The organism is Streptococcus timonensis, from assembly GCF_900095845.1.
GTDB classification, from domain to species: Bacteria; Bacillota; Bacilli; order Lactobacillales; family Streptococcaceae; genus Streptococcus; species Streptococcus timonensis.
The window spans coordinates 727465-742453 of sequence record NZ_FMIX01000004.1 but is presented as its reverse complement, the minus strand read 5'-3'; the positions used below and the strand labels follow the sequence as shown (position 1 = coordinate 742453).

Below are 14989 nucleotides of genomic sequence, written 5' to 3'. Positions count from 1 at the left end.
TCAGTCACTACTTAATTCTTCGATGAAAAATTGATTAAGAGCTTTCCAGTCTTTCTTTTCCTCTGTAACACTTTGGATGTAGTCATCCAGCTCTTGGATATTTTTGATGATAAAGTCCTGAATTGGCTCTATCGGCTCAATTTCCATACCTTCAGGTTCCTTTACCTTTATATCAAGCAATCTAGACACATGCTCTTTCATTTCATCAGGGAGGAGTTCTTTGACCAAATCATCAAACAAAATCGGTGGAAAAGAGTGATGTTTTTCAATCCAACGACAAGCTAAAATGGGACGAAGTACATAGAAATACTTTTTAGGTTTGACCTTATCTCCTGAAAGATACTTATTCATTTGAGTTCTAGCAGTATTCAAGTAATGGTGGAGCATCTTTTTCTCTGAAAAATACTGACTGACAAGCGGACGGATACGGTTAATAAAGCTTTCGTCTTGCTGGTAAACGATTGGCGACTGTAACCACTCAAAGAGGGTTGGATTTGACTTATAAAGCAACTTTAAAGCCTTGTGCAAATCCCAACCACTCACATCCCATGTATCGTCAATTGGTAGTTCGATGACATCTCGATGATCGTTCAAGCTTAGATAAAAATCTTGCTTGTGCTTGTATACAAAACGCACATCAAAATCACTATCCGGAGACTCAAAGCCCCAAGCGCGACTACCAGACTCAATTGCCCACAAAACTGTAACATCATAATCACGCTCAATTTCTGCAAGTTTTTCAGGTACCAGAACATTCATTTCTTCTTGTGTTTGCATGGTGATTCTCTTTCCTATTAACTTCTTATACCCCATTTTATCAGAATCCTAGGACTTTATCAAAAATTAATATAGTATATAAAGAAAAAGCCTCCAAGAGGCTTTTTCTCATCTGACAATATCTTTATACATGTCTGGTCTTCTATCTCTAAAGAGACCCCAGTTCAGGCGTTCATTCGCTCCCTTGTCAAGGTCATAAGTGGTTAAGAGGATTGCTTCATCTTGTCGTTCGGCTTGACTTAAAATAGCTCCTGTTTCATCGGTCATAAAGGATGAACCGTAGAAGTTAAGGCTGGAACTTTGTCCCCCATTTTCTTCACAAGGAGTGACTTCTTCTAAACCATAACGATTGGCTGCAATAACTGGCACAATATTTGCTGCTGCATGCCCTTGCATAGTACGTTGCCAATGACCACAACTATCTGTATCCAAAATAGGCTCTGAACCAATAGCTGTTGGATAAAAGAGCAATTCTGCACCATTTAAAGCAAGGCAACGGGCTGTTTCAGGAAACCATTGGTCCCAACAGATGCCAATACCAATCTTGGCATAGCGAGTATCCCAGACCTTGAAGCCTGTGTTTCCAGGAGTAAAGAAGAATTTCTCCTGATAATAATGGTCATCTGGTATATGAGTTTTACGATAAACTCCTATTACTTCTCCATCCGCATCAATTACAGCAATGGAATTGTATAAGACATTACCATCTTTTTCATAGAAACTAATCGGTAAAACCACCTTTAGCTCTTTGGCAATTCCTTTAAAATGCTGAATAGCCATATTTTCTGTCACCGACTGGGCATACTGGTAGTAGTCATACTGACGCTCCTGACAGAAATAGGGACGTTCAAATAATTCAGGCAAGAGAATAATTTGGGCTCCTTGCTCAGCAGCTTGTCGAACTAAACGTTCAGCTGTTTGGATATTCGTTTCCACATCCTTAGCGCATTGCATCTGAATAGCTGCAACCGTTACATTTCTCATCTTTTTCTCCTATTCTGGAATTTGTTGGGTAATACAGTGGATATTTCCACCACCTAAAAGAATATCTCTAGCAGGGATTCCTACCACTTCACGGTCTGGGAAACACTGGCTAAGAATATCCAAGGCCACTTGGTCGTTAGCGTCCTGAAATTGCGGCACTAATACAGACTTATTAGCAATGTAAAAATTTACATAGGAAGCTGCTAGTCTTTCACCTGCATAGCGCTCCTCTTCGCCTTCTTCATATGAATAGCCTGGCAAATCTTCTTCCGTCACTACTTGATGAATAGCTGGAATCGGAAGTTTATGAATAGTGAAACTCCGGCCTTTTGCATCAGTTTCCTTCTCTAAGAGAGCTAAATCAGCTGCAGACATGGCATACTGGGGATCATCTTGGTCGTCCGTCCAAGCTAAAACAAGCTCTGCAGGACTAATAAAAGCAGCAACATTATCGACGTGTTCATTTGTCTCGTCTTGATAAATACCGTAAGGCAACCAAATGACTTTTTCGGCACCAAGGCTCTCTAGTAAGGTCTTTTCAATCTCCTCTTTAGTCAGGTGAGGATTACGACCAGGACTGAGAAGGCAACTTTCAGTCACAAGAATCGTTCCTTGACCGTCACTGTGAATAGCTCCACCTTCCAGTACAAATGGTTTAGCATCGTAAACAGGTATATCTAAGACTTCTGCAAAGCGACTGGCTACTTGATTATCTGCTTCATAGTCTTGATAAAGACCGTCATATGAGCCACCCCAGGCATTGAAAGACCAGTCTACCGCTAACTTTTCCTTTTTATCATTAAGAAGAATAGTCGGGCCTGTATCACGAGCCCAGGCATCATTTGTTGGAATATCTAGATAAACGACCTTGTCTCCAAGATAAGATTGCGCTTCAGACAGATAGGCCTCCTCAACCAAAAGGTAGACTGTTTCCCCTTGGGCAATGGTTTTGATAATCTGGCTAAAAGCAGCTTTAGCGGCCTTGCCTTCAAATGGCCAAGACCCTGGTCGAGTAGGCCATATCATTAGAGTCCCATGATGGGGTTCATACTCTGCAGGCATACGATAAACTAATTTCTTTGGGCTGTCCATCATGATAATCTCTCCTTAAAGTCTTGGTAGCCAAATGCTTTGACTAGATTGCACTCACCCTCTTTATCCATGAGATACAAACTTGGAAGTCCAATTCCGTTAAAGGTATTATTTTTGACAAATGAGTAGATTGCCATGTCTTTAAAATATAGTCTATCTCCAGTCTCAACTGGATTCTCAAAGCTATAGTCACCAATAATATCACCTGTCAGGCAAGTATTTGAAGAGAGTCTATAAGTATAAGGTTTCTCTTGGGCTTCAAATCCATCTCTTAATGGTGGGCGATAAGGCATCTCAAGGACATCTGGCATATGACAACTTGCTGAAGCATCTAACACCAAGGTCTCAATCCCGTTTTCAACAATATCCAAAACTTCTGTCGCTAGATAGCCCGCATTAAGTGCAATGGCTTCTCCAGGTTCAATGTAGACGTCTACGTTATAAGTTTCTCGACTACGTATAATCTCAGAAATCAGTAAGTCCACATCGTAATCTTCTCTTGTGATGTGGTGTCCGCCGCCCATATTGAGCCATTTGACTTGGTGCAAATAGGCTCCAAACTGGTCTTCTACTGCTTTCAAAGTCGTTTGTAAATCATCTGCCCCTTGCTCACAGAGGGTATGAAAATGAAGACCGTCCACTAAATCCAACAAATCACTCGGTATCTTGTCTGAAGTCACTCCAAAACGAGATCCAGGAGCACAAGGGTCATAAAGCGCGTGGTCACCCTGCGTTGAACATTGAGGATTGATACGCAAACCTACACTGATACCAGTCTCACGACAACGTTGCCCATATTTTCGTAGTTGTCTCTCTGAGTTGAAAACAATATGATCCGATATTTGCAGTAGCTCTTCCATATCTGATTCCTTGAAAGCAGGTGCAAATACATGGACTTCTCCTGGAAATTCTTCCCTAGCCAACTTCGCTTCATAGAGGCCACTAGCCGTTGTACCAGAGAGATACTGGCTAATTAGGGGATAGGTTTTATAGAGAGAATAAGCCTTTTGAGCTAGCAAAACCTTACAACCTGCCTTTTCCTGAACCTCTTGCAGAATGCTACAATTTTCTTCTAGTTTTGCTAAATCAATGACGTAAGCTGGTGTTGGTACTTGTTCTAACTTCATCAGTCCACCATTTGTGGATTTTCAACCACAACCCATGGCAAACCGTATTTATTTAAAGCTTCCATGAATGGGTCTGGATCCAACTCTTCAAGGTTATACACTCCAGGCTGTTTCCATGTACCATCCATCACTAATTTTGTCCCAATCATGGCTGGAACACCTGTTGTGTAAGAAATTGCCTGTGAACCAACTTCTGCATAGCATTCCTGATGATCACAAACATTGTAGATGTAGATTGTCTTTTCAACGCCATCTTTGACACCTGTAAAGATACAACCGATATTTGTTTTACCAACTGTACGTGGACCAAGGCTTGCAGGATCTGGAAGCAAGGCCTTCAAGAATTGGATTGGTACGATTTCTTGGCCGTTAAAATTAATAGCATCTGTACGAAGGAGCCCAACGTTTTCCAAGCATTTCATATGTGTTAGATAAGATTGACCAAAAGTCATAAAGAAACGAATGCGTTTAACACCTGGAATATTCTTTGCTAATGATTCGATTTCTTCATGGTGGAGGAGATACATGTCTTTTTGACCAACTTGAGGGAAATCATACTCACGTTTGATAGACATAGCTTCGACTTCTACCCATTTTCCATCTTCCCAGTAAGAACCTGGTGCAGAAACCTCACGTAGATTGATTTCTGGGTTAAAGTTTGTGGCAAATGGATAACCGTGGTCACCACCATTACAGTCTAAAATATCGATATAGTGGATTTCATCAAAATAGTGTTTAAGCGCGTATGCTGAAAAGACGCTGGTTACACCTGGGTCAAAACCAGAACCAAGCAAGGCAGTCAGACCTGCTTCCTTGAATTTTTCTTGATAAGCCCACTGCCATGAGTAGTCAAAGTAGGCTGTAAAACCAAGTTCTTTGCAACGTTTCTCATAAATAGCACGCCATTCAGGGTCTTCTGTATTCTCAGCCTCGTAGTTAGCAGTATCGATATAGTGGACCCCTGTTGCCAAACAAGCATCCATAATAGTCAAGTCTTGATAAGGCAATGCTACGTTCAAAACAGCTTCTGGTTTGTAGCTTTCTATCAAGGCAATCACTTCTTCTACCTTGTCAGCATCAAGAGCAGCTGTTTCAATCTTTGTACTTGTTTTACCTTCTAATTTAGCCTTCAAGTCATCACATTTTGACTTGGTACGGCTAGCAATCATAATCTCTTTAAACGTTTCGCTATCTTGGCAAATCTTTGAAATAGCAACTTGGGCAACTCCCCCACATCCGATAACTAATAAACGACTCATTTTCTTCCTTCCTCTTCTTCTAAAATGTCTTCTACATACTTGGGCAACATAAAGGCACCAATATGCAAGTTTGCAGTGTAGTATTCCGTAAATAACTGGCGTTTTTTCCAGCCTTCCTTGTCAAAATATTTGACAGGGTGATATTTTTTCGATGCAAATCCAAACAACCAATAGCCAGCAGGACTTGTTGGGATATGGGCCTGGTAAACCCGGCTGATTGGAAAGGCTTGATTGACCTTGCGGTGCATACTACGGCAAGCCGACTCATCTTCGTCAAAGAAAGGACTACCATGCTGGTAAATCATAATACCGTCTTCTTTCAAGGCTCTATAGCTATTGCCGTAAAATTCCTTGGTAAAGAGCCCTTCCGTATGGCCAAATGGATCTGTCGCATCGTTGATGATAATGTCGTAATCATCTTCACAGTTTCTCAAAAATCTCAGTCCATTTTGGTAGTAAATGGTGACGCGAGGGTCATCAAGTCCTGCAGCAAAATCTGGAAAATATTCTCGGCAAACCTCAACCAGCATCTCATCTGGTTCTACAATATCGATTTGTTCCAATTCTGGATAGAGAGTTAATATTTGGGCAACACCACCGTCACCACCCCCAATAACCAAGACTTTCTTTGGATTGGGATGGACAGCCATAGGAACGTGAACGGTCATTTCGTTGTAGACGAAATCATCCGCATCTGAGAATAAAACATGACCGTTTAAAACTAACACTTTTCCAAAAGCTGGCGTGTCAAGAACCTCGATATCCTGCCATTCACTTTGACCAGAATACAGCTGTTTGGCTGTTCTCATCGTTAACTTAACATCTGGAGTATGAACTTCAGAAAACCATAAATCCATCTAGTTCTCCTTTCTTTCAATAACATTGATGTGATTGACCTCAGGATCTTCCGTCCCTTGGAGAGAACAACCACGTTCTTTGGCAAATTGGATATAATCGACAATTTCTTGTGTAATGCGTTCACCTGGAGCCAAGATAGGAATCCCAGGAGGGTAGCACATGACAAATTCTCCACAAACTTGTCCAACAGACTCGTCCAAGGTTAAGCTTCTTCTCTCTGCATAGAAGGCTTCCTGAGGAGATAGCACCAACTCTGGTTGGATATATTCTCCAGCAATCAAGTCCTTCCCATCTCGTGAGTATAGTCTCTTGATATCAGCTAAAGCACCTACCAAGCGTTCAATGTCTTGGATACGGTCACCAATCGAAATATAAGCTAAGATATTGCCGATATCACCAAATTCGATCTGAATGTCATATTCATCCCGTAATAGATCATAAACTTCAATCCCTGTTAGACCAATCCCCTGAGTGTAGACTGACAACTTAGTCACATCAAAATCACAAACCGAGACACCGTCTATTAACTCTTTTGAGTAGGCGTAGTAGCCACCGATGGCATTGATTTCACGACGAGCATACTCAGATAACTCAATAACTTTCTCAAAGGACTCTTTGCCACGAAGGGCTAAGTTTCTACGAGAAACATCTAGACTAGCCATTAGCAAGTAGGATGCTGATGTTGACTGTGTCAGGTTAATAATCTGACGTACGTACTCAGGATTCATCCGATCGCCAACTAAAAGAAGGGAGCTTTGAGTCAAGCTACCACCGGACTTATGCATGGATACAGCTGACATATCAGCTCCTGCGTCCATAGCAGACAGAGGAAGTTTATCTGTAAAGTGCAGATGAGCACCGTGCGCCTCGTCTACTAAGACTTTCATTCCTGCGGCGTGTGCCATCTCTGTTAAACCCTTAAGATCTGAACAAATCCCATAATAGGTTGGATTGTTAATTAGGATAGCCTTAGCATCCGGATGTTCCTTAATAGCTTGTGCCACACGATCATTTTCAAGCCCCAAAGCAATACCGATTTTGGGATCCACACTCATCTCGATATAGATAGGAATTGCTCCGCATAAAACGAGAGCATTAATAGCTGATTTATGGACATTTCGAGGAAGGATGATTTTATCACCGGATTTACAGGTGGAAAGAATCATGGTTTGCACGGATGAAGTTGTCCCACCAATCATCAAAAAGGCATGAGCAGCACCAAATGCTTCTGCTGCTAGTTCTTCTGCATCTCTGATAATCGAAATGGGATGTCCTAGATTATCCAAGGGCTTCATAGAGTTGACATCAATACCAACGCATTTTTCCCCTAAAAGTTCGACTAACTCTGGATTCCCACGGCCACGCTTATGACCAGGTACATCGAAAGGTACAATTCTTTTTTTTCGTAACTTGACCAGTCCCTCATAAATAGGAGCTTGGTTTTGATTTAACATTTTAGAGACATACTCCTTTATCATAGTTATTTTCACCTTATGTAAGGCTCTAAAGGATACTTATGAAAAAAGAGCAGGTTGGCACCTGCTCTACAATCTACTGACGTGTTTATGTTTGTTTCTTTTGAGTATGTCTGTTCCTGATGTTTCCTAACTCTCTAGTAGCAAATATTACGTACTTTATTGATCGTTTCACAAGATGACGTGTGCTTTCACCACACTAACAAATTATACGAATTAGGACCTTTGTCCTAACATCAACTTATAAAAGTAGGCTTTTAACCCTATCAATAATATGGTTTTTCAACCACGCTTCGGCATTCAACCCTGCCTGTCCGTAGGCATTTTTTACTCGGGTTTATATTTACTAGAAAACATCTTCTCATTTTCTAAGCTTTATAACTATATCATGTTTACACAAATTTGTAAAGTATTTTGGGGAAACTTTATAAATTATTTACATTTTTGTTCGTATTTTTACTATACCTAAAAATTGAAAACTATTTCAAATTTGCCTTTAAATAATAAAATAGGAACTGAGTTTGGTAGCTCCTATTTTTCATATGATAATTTAATAGATGTTAAAGGATACTAAGATAAAATGTTCTTATTTTAATACTCTGAAATTAAATTAATGATTAGTCGTTAAAATTCCAAAGAAATTTATGTTAATGTTCTTGTATCGTTAAAAATTAATCCGCATCAACCCAAATCTGGTATTTTTGACAGTGGAGGCATCTGAAAAGGTAGCCGCAAAGAGAGCCATCCTTAACCAAGTATTCTTCAATATCTTGATATTTTCCACGCTCTTCATAATCTGCCAAGACTTGCTCAGCGATTCCCTTTGCCTTTACTTCTTTAGTGCCTACTGTTCCTAAATAGGCACAGTAGTCTTGGCAACAAGATAACCAATGTTCTCCCTGCCAACTTATGTAGCCTGGAGTCTGGCAAAAAAGAAGCTTATCTTTTTCTGGATCCAATTCTCCCTGCCACTCGGTATCTTGGACAAATTCTGCATCGAATTTTTTAGCTGCTTGACCATTTGCAATGCACATTGGGCAAAGGTATTCTATATCCTCGATACAATAAGGGATCAAGTCATAATAAATATTGCTTTCTTTCCCACAAGATGGACAAAGCTTGGCTTCTCCTTCAACAAATGAACCTGTAGCCAAGGGATCTGGATGATAGATAAAATGTGGCAAAGACTGTAATAGCCTCTGTCTCTCCTTCTCCTCTTCTTTTCTTAGAGGACGAGGAAGGGCAAAACGATCACCATGACTCTGACTCATTTCTTGTAAACGGCTCAGTTTCTTTATCTGTTTTCGATCTGGTTTGTCTAAGATTTCGGTAAATAAGCTATAGGCACTAGTGTAGAGACCCAATTGCTCATAGAGGTCTACTAAGACCTTCTTCGCTTCTAAATCATCAGACTTGGCTAATTCATCAGCTAAGTCATAAAGAGCTGAGACACTTGGTGGATTGCCCTCTTGGGCTATATATTGCTTCTTTAAAGTAATGTATTTTTGTAAATATGGATTCATAGGATTACCTTTCTAATGGATTATAAAAACCTTAACAAATAGTCACTAAGACATTCCCCTTGTGGTTTAAGATTTCCTTGTAAAAGTCTTTCATTTTGACAAAGCAGGTTAAAATGAAAGACTTGATTTCTTCCTCATCCTCAAGATAATCCCAAATATCAGGATACAAGTCGGCTTTCTTGCATGCTTCCATGCTAAAGTCCGCCAAGGCTCTGTGCATGTCAAAACTTTCTAGAGCTTCTACGATCTCGGCTATCTTGTTTTTTTCAGTATAGGCTATGTACTCAGACACTTCTTCTAAAGGAGTCACTCCTAAAACCGCTTCTCTCAAGGGATTGTCATCCAAAAATTCTGAACTACTAAATCCTGTCATGACAAAGAGAAGAGCATCCCACATCTTATCGATATCAATTAAGATATCATGACTATCAGCGGAATCCTCAGAAAAGTCTAACAAGTCATCTTCTTGATTGGAAAGACCTTTTATTTGTTCTAATTCATTATCTGCTAAATATTGATAATTGGCAATCATTCCCATGATTTTTCTCCTTTGAATCAGTTAGTATTATACGGATATTTCTAGCTCTATTTCTATAGAAAGTGCTATAATGGAGCTAAGAAATTGTTTTATTGAATGTTAAATAGGGGGAAATAGTAATGTTCACTAGTATTGTTTTGGGTTTTTATGCTCTTTTCTATCTATCCTTGTCCTTTACTATCTATCTCTATATTAGACTTGTAATTGCGGTCAGACAAGGGAAAGATATCCCAAAATGGATTTATAAACTTGGCCATGCTGTTCAAGGAAGAATTCACGTTGACTATGAAGAAATCACTGATGCTAATGCCCTTAAAGAGATTCATTGGTTCTTGCTAATCTATTTAATCGTAAATCTACTCCTATTGGCTGGCTTCTACTATCATGGTAATAGCTTTCCTCGAGCCATTTATGAATGTTTGAAAAAACAATTTTTTATCGTACTTGTTAGTATGGTTTTAAAAAGTATTGGTAAATTTGTTGTACTGGCTATAAGCAAAAACTTTCAAAACAGTCATGCCTATGCATCAACCAACGCTTTTGTCGGGACAGCTTTTTTAACGAGCTATGTGTTTATGTTTTGCATGATGATGAGTGGCATTCCGGCTCAACCTGTTCCAGTAACCATTCAAGATACCACTATCATTATCGGGGAGACCAAGGCTTCCAAGCTTTTAGACCACGGCTTTACCTTTGGAGATAAAGGCGCAGAGAGCTCCATCACCAATCCCAAAAACGACCACTTCTACTACGACCAGCTTCTCGAAGTCAAGCGGGATAATCAGTCCTTTGGCTTTATGAGCCTTACTCCCACAGGTAAAGATACTGATCAACTTAAAAACTGCATCATCACCTATTACAGAACACCTAAGGATAGCAAACAACTAGAAAAAATTTCCATCAATCATGTCAAGCTAGCAAATCTTAAGCTCCAAGATTTTCAAACACGAAAACTAATCAATATCTTTGAAGTCAATCCAGCTGATTATAACGTCTCTGATAAAGATAACAACTTTATCCTTATCATTCAAACAGCAGATTACGACCTCTGGAAAAGGTACCGTATTGAATCCAAGTTTAATTCAAATGGTTCGATTGATAGCTATGGAGTCAGAGCCCAGCATAGCATGTGGGAATGATTCACCCTTATTTTCCTCTTATCAGATATACATTAGACTGAAAAAATATCATCGACAAGTTTATAGGTTTCGATGAACCGTAGGCCAGAAGAGCCTTTATCTCTAGTGATTTCTTCATAAATATCTTCTAAATTATGGGCAGGTGCCAGCATCCAAAGACTAAATGGGCTGAGTTTCACCTGTCCAATTTTTTCAATATTTTCTAATAATTGCCCTAAATCTTTGTGATTGAACCAGCAATCTGTATCCAAAGCAAACTTCGTATTGTCCATCTTACAGGAGATTTGACTGGTCAAAAAATCATCGATGGTGGGCTTTTTTGTTTGTAAGAGGCGCGTGCAAGCTAGATGGTACTCAAGCTTTCTAGGACTCTGCTCAACCATAGATACAAAGACAAGACCATACTCATCTTCAAACTTAACAGCAAGGATATCTCCTTCTTCAAAGTAAGGTTTGCGTTTAGCTTTTGCTTTAGGGACCTTTAGAGGTCTAGGATTTTCAGTTTGCAACTGAACTGCAAGTTTTTCAAAAACCTTTTGCCTTTGCTTCAAAGCCTTTGAGTCTATTTTCAACCAAAATGGATCGGGACCTTTTTTGATAAGCTCTAAGGTTTTATCTCTGATGTCGCCTGTCAGATAACCAATCTTCCACAATGAATAGGCAAGAGCAGTCCAATAAATTTCTGTAAAAAAGTCTGTTTGACAGTAATCTTTCTCCTCATCGAGGATATCCTTTATAATGTTCGCCACCTGTTCACCGTCTCTATAGCGACCGACTACTTCATTGTAAATATCATAACCTTGATCACTGTCAATGATTTTAACGCCATCAATAGCCATACTCAACTCCTATATCTTATTAAATCTCAAAGCTTATTTAATCTTATGCTTATTCATTTTCTCTTTGAAAATATTTGTAAGAATTTGGCGTAATTCTTGAGCTTCCTTCTCAGGAAGTTGACCTTCTTGTTCAGCAACAGCGTACAATTCTGGATACTCAAGAGAAATTCTCTTAACAGTACGTGTAATGGCGTGTTTTCTAACAAAAAACGGGATACGCTTAATGTATTCTTGAGGGATTAGAGCGATAATCTTGTCAGCAGTTTCTTTATCACTTAGTTTAGAAAAAGTCAGTCCCTTTTTAATCATTTCTTGTTCTTGTTCTGTAAAATCATGTAACTCCATATGTCTACTCCTCGTCTTCACTGACCTCCCAAATCTCCGCTTGGTAAGGTTCTCCATCTTCATCGTATCGATTGATATAACCAATAAATCTTTCATTATTTATTGGTCTCTGCTGGTTTCCTTTGACAACCCAAACAGCCCATACTCCGATTAAAACAATTATTATGAATGCTAGTACTACTTCCATTTTAATGCCATCCTTTAGAATTGAACCCACTTATCATTATCCATAATAAATGGTTTAGCTAGACCTTCACCTGTATAGTTTTCGTATTTTTTATCTAGATATTTGTAACAATCTTCCTTGGTCGCAAATTTGATGGCTTGATAAGGCTCTTCAAAGGTTAACTTTTCGACAAAGAGATAACCATCCTCGCTTGGCACAAGTATTCCGACATGACCAATAAAGAGCGATTGACCATCCAAGTCATCATGGACTACTACAGAGAGCATTCTTGCATTTTCATTGAACTTGAATTGAGAAAGGAATTTTTCCATCTTTGCAGCATGAACTTTGACATCTGTCGTTGCTTCGGTCTTGACTCTTGAAAATAAAATATCAAAAGCATCCTTGTCTTCCGCACCAAAGACTTTTCCTTTATCAATGGCATCATTATCGACAAACAAGAGGGAATCATCTTTCTCTAACTTAGGAATTTCAATAGAATTTTTCAATAAACAATAACTGTTAATACGACAGTTGGTACCAACAAAATCACCCTTTTTAGGTGTCCAAAGATTGCTTATCTTTTCAATATCATAGTCTGTTTTGGTAAATGTAGAAAAATCTCCAGTTAAGCCAACTGAACCGACAGTTGCGTTATAATCATTTACAAGGTTGAAAAATGCATCGACACTATCTTTATTTAAATGTGCAGCCAAGGCTTTCCGAACTTCTTCTGCACTCGGTTGATTGTTCAAATTGCTATAAGTTGCTTTCCAGGAAACTTGATTCGACTGTGATTGAGTCACTGAATTTTCAGCAGTACTATCAGAAGTCTTTTGAGTTTGACTACAAGCTACTAAGGTCAAAAGAAGTGTTGAGCAAAGACCAATAGTCGCTAATCTTTTAAATTTCATAGGCATTCCTTTATTAAAAAATATTGCTAAAAGACTTGTCAAAGTTTAAAAATCTTATTTTTTCGGTTGAGAATAGACTTCGATATGCTGACCTAGCACCTTGATTTCTACTGGTAGGTCATCAGATTTGTCACCATCAACATCCGTTTCTAATTCAGAATCAGAAGATATTTTTATATGACGAGCCTTTATATACTCGATATTATCATTTACGACGACATCCCCCTTTAATAAATCAGGGATAACTGACAATTTAGTAAGAATAGATGCATCTTTTAAAATCAAAATATTGGCATAACCATCCTTGTCTTCTTCAAAGATTTTTTTGTCAGCGAAATAATTGGTAAGGAGAACCAAGACGTGGCTAGCTGGGCCAATATAATTTACATTTTCTGTCTCAACAGTAATATTAAATGCTTGATCTGTTACGACAGACTTCATGGTATTAATCGCATAGGCAAGCATGCCAAACTTCGTTTTATCTTCTATCCCAACGTTGTGGATAGCTTCTGGCAGTGAACCAATACTAAAAATGTATCCGAAATAGTGCCCATTTGATTTTCCGATATCAATCTTATTCGTAGAATTAAAATCAAGCTCGTCAATGGCACCATCAATATCTTGATTGATTTCTAATAGTTTCGTAATGAGATTCCCAGTTCCTCCTGGGATAATCGCAAGTTTAGGAATGTAGTCTTTTTCCGCGATACCAGAGATTACTTCATTGACAGTCCCATCTCCACCAAAAACAAGAACAGCATCATATCGCTCCTGAGAAGCTTCTTCTGCAAAGTTTGTGGCGTCTTGCGCTTTCTCCGTAATTTTAATTTCCACTTCTTCAAAATAGTCTCTAGCTTTATTCTCCAGTTTTACCTTATAATCCAAAGCTTTTTCGCCACCAGAGGTTGGATTAATAATTAACAAAATTTTTTTCATTTATAGTTCTCCTTAAGGATTTTAAGAACAATATAGATCAATTAAAAAACCTTTTTGTTTCTCATTCACTTATTTGATGTCGTATTAGATAGATAGTTTTATATTGAGTTAAAAACTATACATATAGAACTATCTAAACTCATTGTACTTGATTCTAGTTTATTTAGCAAGTTTACAAGATGAGCATTAAAAAACCAACCGACATTTCCTTTCGGTTGGTTTTTTGTGAAGAATTCATAAGTTTAACTATACAAAAACTCTTTAGCCTTTTTGACAATATACAACTCTTGTTCCTCTTGGGCTAGCTTGCTAAATAATTCTTTGAATTTATTTACTTGTCCTTTTATTTTAGCATTTAAAGCTTGATAGTAACAAATTTCAAGCTTTTGATACGTAAAGTCATTCTTCAAATCTTCAAAATAATCATTACTTTTATGAGCAATTGTCAAATCATGGAGAGCATAACAAGTATTTGTAATTTTGTCAGCTAGAATAGGATCAGAGATAGTTAAAACATTTAGCATATCATCAAGCTCTTCTCTATTCAAATCAGGTCGAGCAAGAATGGTAGATCGAATGAGGTAGCTTACTAAGAAATCTCTATATTTTGGTTTCAGATTCATAATAGCCAATGCTTCCGTCGCTTCTTTAATCGCAGCATCAAAATCCCCAGTCATGTATGAGTATGATACAGACGTTAAGGAAGCATCCATCTGCATGATTGGTCTATTAGACTTTTTATGATGTTCAATATATTGTCTCCAAGATATTAAATCTAGATCCGAATGCAAGAGTTTATTGCCAGCTCTTATATAGCTTTTTTTAATAAAAAGCATGGTAAGAAACAAGACAACATTTACAAGTAAAATACAAATAATTTGAATAGTGATATCTCTTACCGCCCAAGCTGTAATAAGAATACAAATGACAGCCAAAACAATCGCAACATATCTATAAAGGACATATTTTTTTCGTAATTCTAAATAATTCATATATTCCCCATAATTTTCTATAAAA

Annotated in this window: 16 protein-coding genes; 1 reads left to right on the top strand and 15 read right to left on the bottom strand. The window is 38.3% G+C overall.

Annotated elements, in window-relative coordinates:
• The 9 genes from BQ2679_RS07230 to BQ2679_RS07190 all read right to left on the bottom strand — a co-directional run bounded on the left by BQ2679_RS07230 (position 1) and on the right by BQ2679_RS07190 (position 9633).
• The gene (locus BQ2679_RS07230) at positions 1–777 is read right to left on the bottom strand and encodes a nucleotidyltransferase domain-containing protein (protein WP_075567549.1); all 777 of its coding nucleotides are present in this window, start codon (positions 775–777) and stop codon (positions 1–3) included.
• Between the two features lie 108 nt (positions 778–885).
• On the bottom strand, positions 886–1761 hold the full coding sequence (gene aguB / locus BQ2679_RS07225) for an N-carbamoylputrescine amidase (protein ID WP_075567548.1): 876 nt from the start codon (positions 1759–1761) through the stop codon (positions 886–888).
• Positions 1762–1770: 9 nt separating this feature from the next.
• Positions 1771–2856, bottom strand: coding sequence for an agmatine deiminase (gene aguA, locus BQ2679_RS07220; RefSeq protein WP_075567547.1), 1086 nt, complete (start codon positions 2854–2856; stop codon positions 1771–1773).
• The gene (gene nspC, locus BQ2679_RS07215) at positions 2853–3980 is read right to left on the bottom strand and encodes a carboxynorspermidine decarboxylase (protein WP_075567546.1); all 1128 of its coding nucleotides are present in this window, start codon (positions 3978–3980) and stop codon (positions 2853–2855) included. Before nspC ends, aguA begins: the two co-directional genes overlap by 4 nt.
• Positions 3980–5239, bottom strand: a complete 1260-nt coding sequence (locus BQ2679_RS07210; RefSeq protein ID WP_075567545.1) for a saccharopine dehydrogenase family protein — start codon at positions 5237–5239, stop codon at positions 3980–3982. The genes nspC and BQ2679_RS07210 overlap by 1 nt, the downstream gene beginning before the upstream one ends.
• Positions 5236–6096, bottom strand: a complete 861-nt coding sequence (speE, locus tag BQ2679_RS07205; RefSeq protein WP_075567544.1) for a polyamine aminopropyltransferase — start codon at positions 6094–6096, stop codon at positions 5236–5238. Before speE ends, BQ2679_RS07210 begins: the two co-directional genes overlap by 4 nt.
• Positions 6097–7551 carry an aminotransferase class I/II-fold pyridoxal phosphate-dependent enzyme gene (locus BQ2679_RS07200; protein ID WP_075567543.1) on the bottom strand — a complete coding sequence of 485 codons (1455 nt, stop codon included), beginning with the start codon at positions 7549–7551 and terminating at the stop codon, positions 6097–6099. It lies immediately after the preceding gene.
• Between the two features lie 692 nt (positions 7552–8243).
• On the bottom strand, positions 8244–9095 hold the full coding sequence (locus BQ2679_RS07195; protein ID WP_075567542.1) for a CbrC family protein: 852 nt from the start codon (positions 9093–9095) through the stop codon (positions 8244–8246).
• A 31-nt stretch (positions 9096–9126) separates the two neighbouring features.
• Positions 9127–9633 (bottom strand): YfbM family protein, encoded by a 507-nt coding sequence (locus BQ2679_RS07190; protein ID WP_075567541.1) that lies wholly within the window; start codon positions 9631–9633, stop codon positions 9127–9129.
• Positions 9634–9752: 119 nt separating this feature from the next.
• Here BQ2679_RS07190 and BQ2679_RS07185 point away from each other — a divergent pair, with 119 nt between their 5' ends.
• Positions 9753–10772, top strand: coding sequence for a hypothetical protein (locus tag BQ2679_RS07185; protein WP_075567540.1), 1020 nt, complete (start codon positions 9753–9755; stop codon positions 10770–10772).
• 32 nt (positions 10773–10804) lie between these two features.
• On the opposite strand, the gene BQ2679_RS07180 is transcribed toward BQ2679_RS07185, so the two are convergent.
• The 6 genes from BQ2679_RS07180 to BQ2679_RS07155 all read right to left on the bottom strand — a co-directional run bounded on the left by BQ2679_RS07180 (position 10805) and on the right by BQ2679_RS07155 (position 14964).
• The gene (locus tag BQ2679_RS07180) at positions 10805–11611 is read right to left on the bottom strand and encodes a hypothetical protein (protein ID WP_075567539.1); all 807 of its coding nucleotides are present in this window, start codon (positions 11609–11611) and stop codon (positions 10805–10807) included.
• Between the two features lie 33 nt (positions 11612–11644).
• The gene (locus BQ2679_RS07175; RefSeq protein WP_075567538.1) at positions 11645–11956 is read right to left on the bottom strand and encodes a hypothetical protein; all 312 of its coding nucleotides are present in this window, start codon (positions 11954–11956) and stop codon (positions 11645–11647) included.
• Between the two features lie 4 nt (positions 11957–11960).
• Positions 11961–12143: a hypothetical protein gene (locus BQ2679_RS07170; protein WP_075567537.1), complete on the bottom strand. Its 183-nt coding sequence runs from the start codon at positions 12141–12143 to the stop codon at positions 11961–11963.
• 14 nt (positions 12144–12157) lie between these two features.
• On the bottom strand, positions 12158–13036 hold the full coding sequence (locus BQ2679_RS07165) for a DUF4300 family protein (protein WP_075567536.1): 879 nt from the start codon (positions 13034–13036) through the stop codon (positions 12158–12160).
• Between the two features lie 54 nt (positions 13037–13090).
• Positions 13091–13972: a diacylglycerol/lipid kinase family protein gene (locus BQ2679_RS07160; protein ID WP_075567535.1), complete on the bottom strand. Its 882-nt coding sequence runs from the start codon at positions 13970–13972 to the stop codon at positions 13091–13093.
• Between the two features lie 242 nt (positions 13973–14214).
• The gene (locus BQ2679_RS07155) at positions 14215–14964 is read right to left on the bottom strand and encodes a hypothetical protein (RefSeq protein WP_075567534.1); all 750 of its coding nucleotides are present in this window, start codon (positions 14962–14964) and stop codon (positions 14215–14217) included.
• Positions 14965–14989: the final 25 nt, after the last annotated feature.

What these genes read in the sequence shown, in the direction of transcription:
- BQ2679_RS07230 (WP_075567549.1), bottom strand. Translation starts at nt 777, where the DNA reads ATGCAAACACAAGAAGAAATGAATGTTCTGGTACCTGAAAAACTTGCA.
- aguB (WP_075567548.1), bottom strand. Translation starts at nt 1,761, where the DNA reads ATGAGAAATGTAACGGTTGCAGCTATTCAGATGCAATGCGCTAAGGAT.
- aguA (WP_075567547.1), bottom strand. Translation starts at nt 2,856, where the DNA reads ATGATGGACAGCCCAAAGAAATTAGTTTATCGTATGCCTGCAGAGTAT.
- nspC (WP_075567546.1), bottom strand. Translation starts at nt 3,980, where the DNA reads ATGAAGTTAGAACAAGTACCAACACCAGCTTACGTCATTGATTTAGCA.
- BQ2679_RS07210 (WP_075567545.1), bottom strand. Translation starts at nt 5,239, where the DNA reads ATGAGTCGTTTATTAGTTATCGGATGTGGGGGAGTTGCCCAAGTTGCT.
- speE (WP_075567544.1), bottom strand. Translation starts at nt 6,096, where the DNA reads ATGGATTTATGGTTTTCTGAAGTTCATACTCCAGATGTTAAGTTAACG.
- BQ2679_RS07200 (WP_075567543.1), bottom strand. Translation starts at nt 7,551, where the DNA reads ATGTTAAATCAAAACCAAGCTCCTATTTATGAGGGACTGGTCAAGTTA.
- BQ2679_RS07195 (WP_075567542.1), bottom strand. Translation starts at nt 9,095, where the DNA reads ATGAATCCATATTTACAAAAATACATTACTTTAAAGAAGCAATATATA.
- BQ2679_RS07190 (WP_075567541.1), bottom strand. Translation starts at nt 9,633, where the DNA reads ATGGGAATGATTGCCAATTATCAATATTTAGCAGATAATGAATTAGAA.
- BQ2679_RS07185 (WP_075567540.1), top strand. Translation starts at nt 9,753, where the DNA reads ATGTTCACTAGTATTGTTTTGGGTTTTTATGCTCTTTTCTATCTATCC.
- BQ2679_RS07180 (WP_075567539.1), bottom strand. Translation starts at nt 11,611, where the DNA reads ATGGCTATTGATGGCGTTAAAATCATTGACAGTGATCAAGGTTATGAT.
- BQ2679_RS07175 (WP_075567538.1), bottom strand. Translation starts at nt 11,956, where the DNA reads ATGGAGTTACATGATTTTACAGAACAAGAACAAGAAATGATTAAAAAG.
- BQ2679_RS07170 (WP_075567537.1), bottom strand. Translation starts at nt 12,143, where the DNA reads ATGGAAGTAGTACTAGCATTCATAATAATTGTTTTAATCGGAGTATGG.
- BQ2679_RS07165 (WP_075567536.1), bottom strand. Translation starts at nt 13,036, where the DNA reads ATGAAATTTAAAAGATTAGCGACTATTGGTCTTTGCTCAACACTTCTT.
- BQ2679_RS07160 (WP_075567535.1), bottom strand. Translation starts at nt 13,972, where the DNA reads ATGAAAAAAATTTTGTTAATTATTAATCCAACCTCTGGTGGCGAAAAA.
- BQ2679_RS07155 (WP_075567534.1), bottom strand. Translation starts at nt 14,964, where the DNA reads ATGAATTATTTAGAATTACGAAAAAAATATGTCCTTTATAGATATGTT.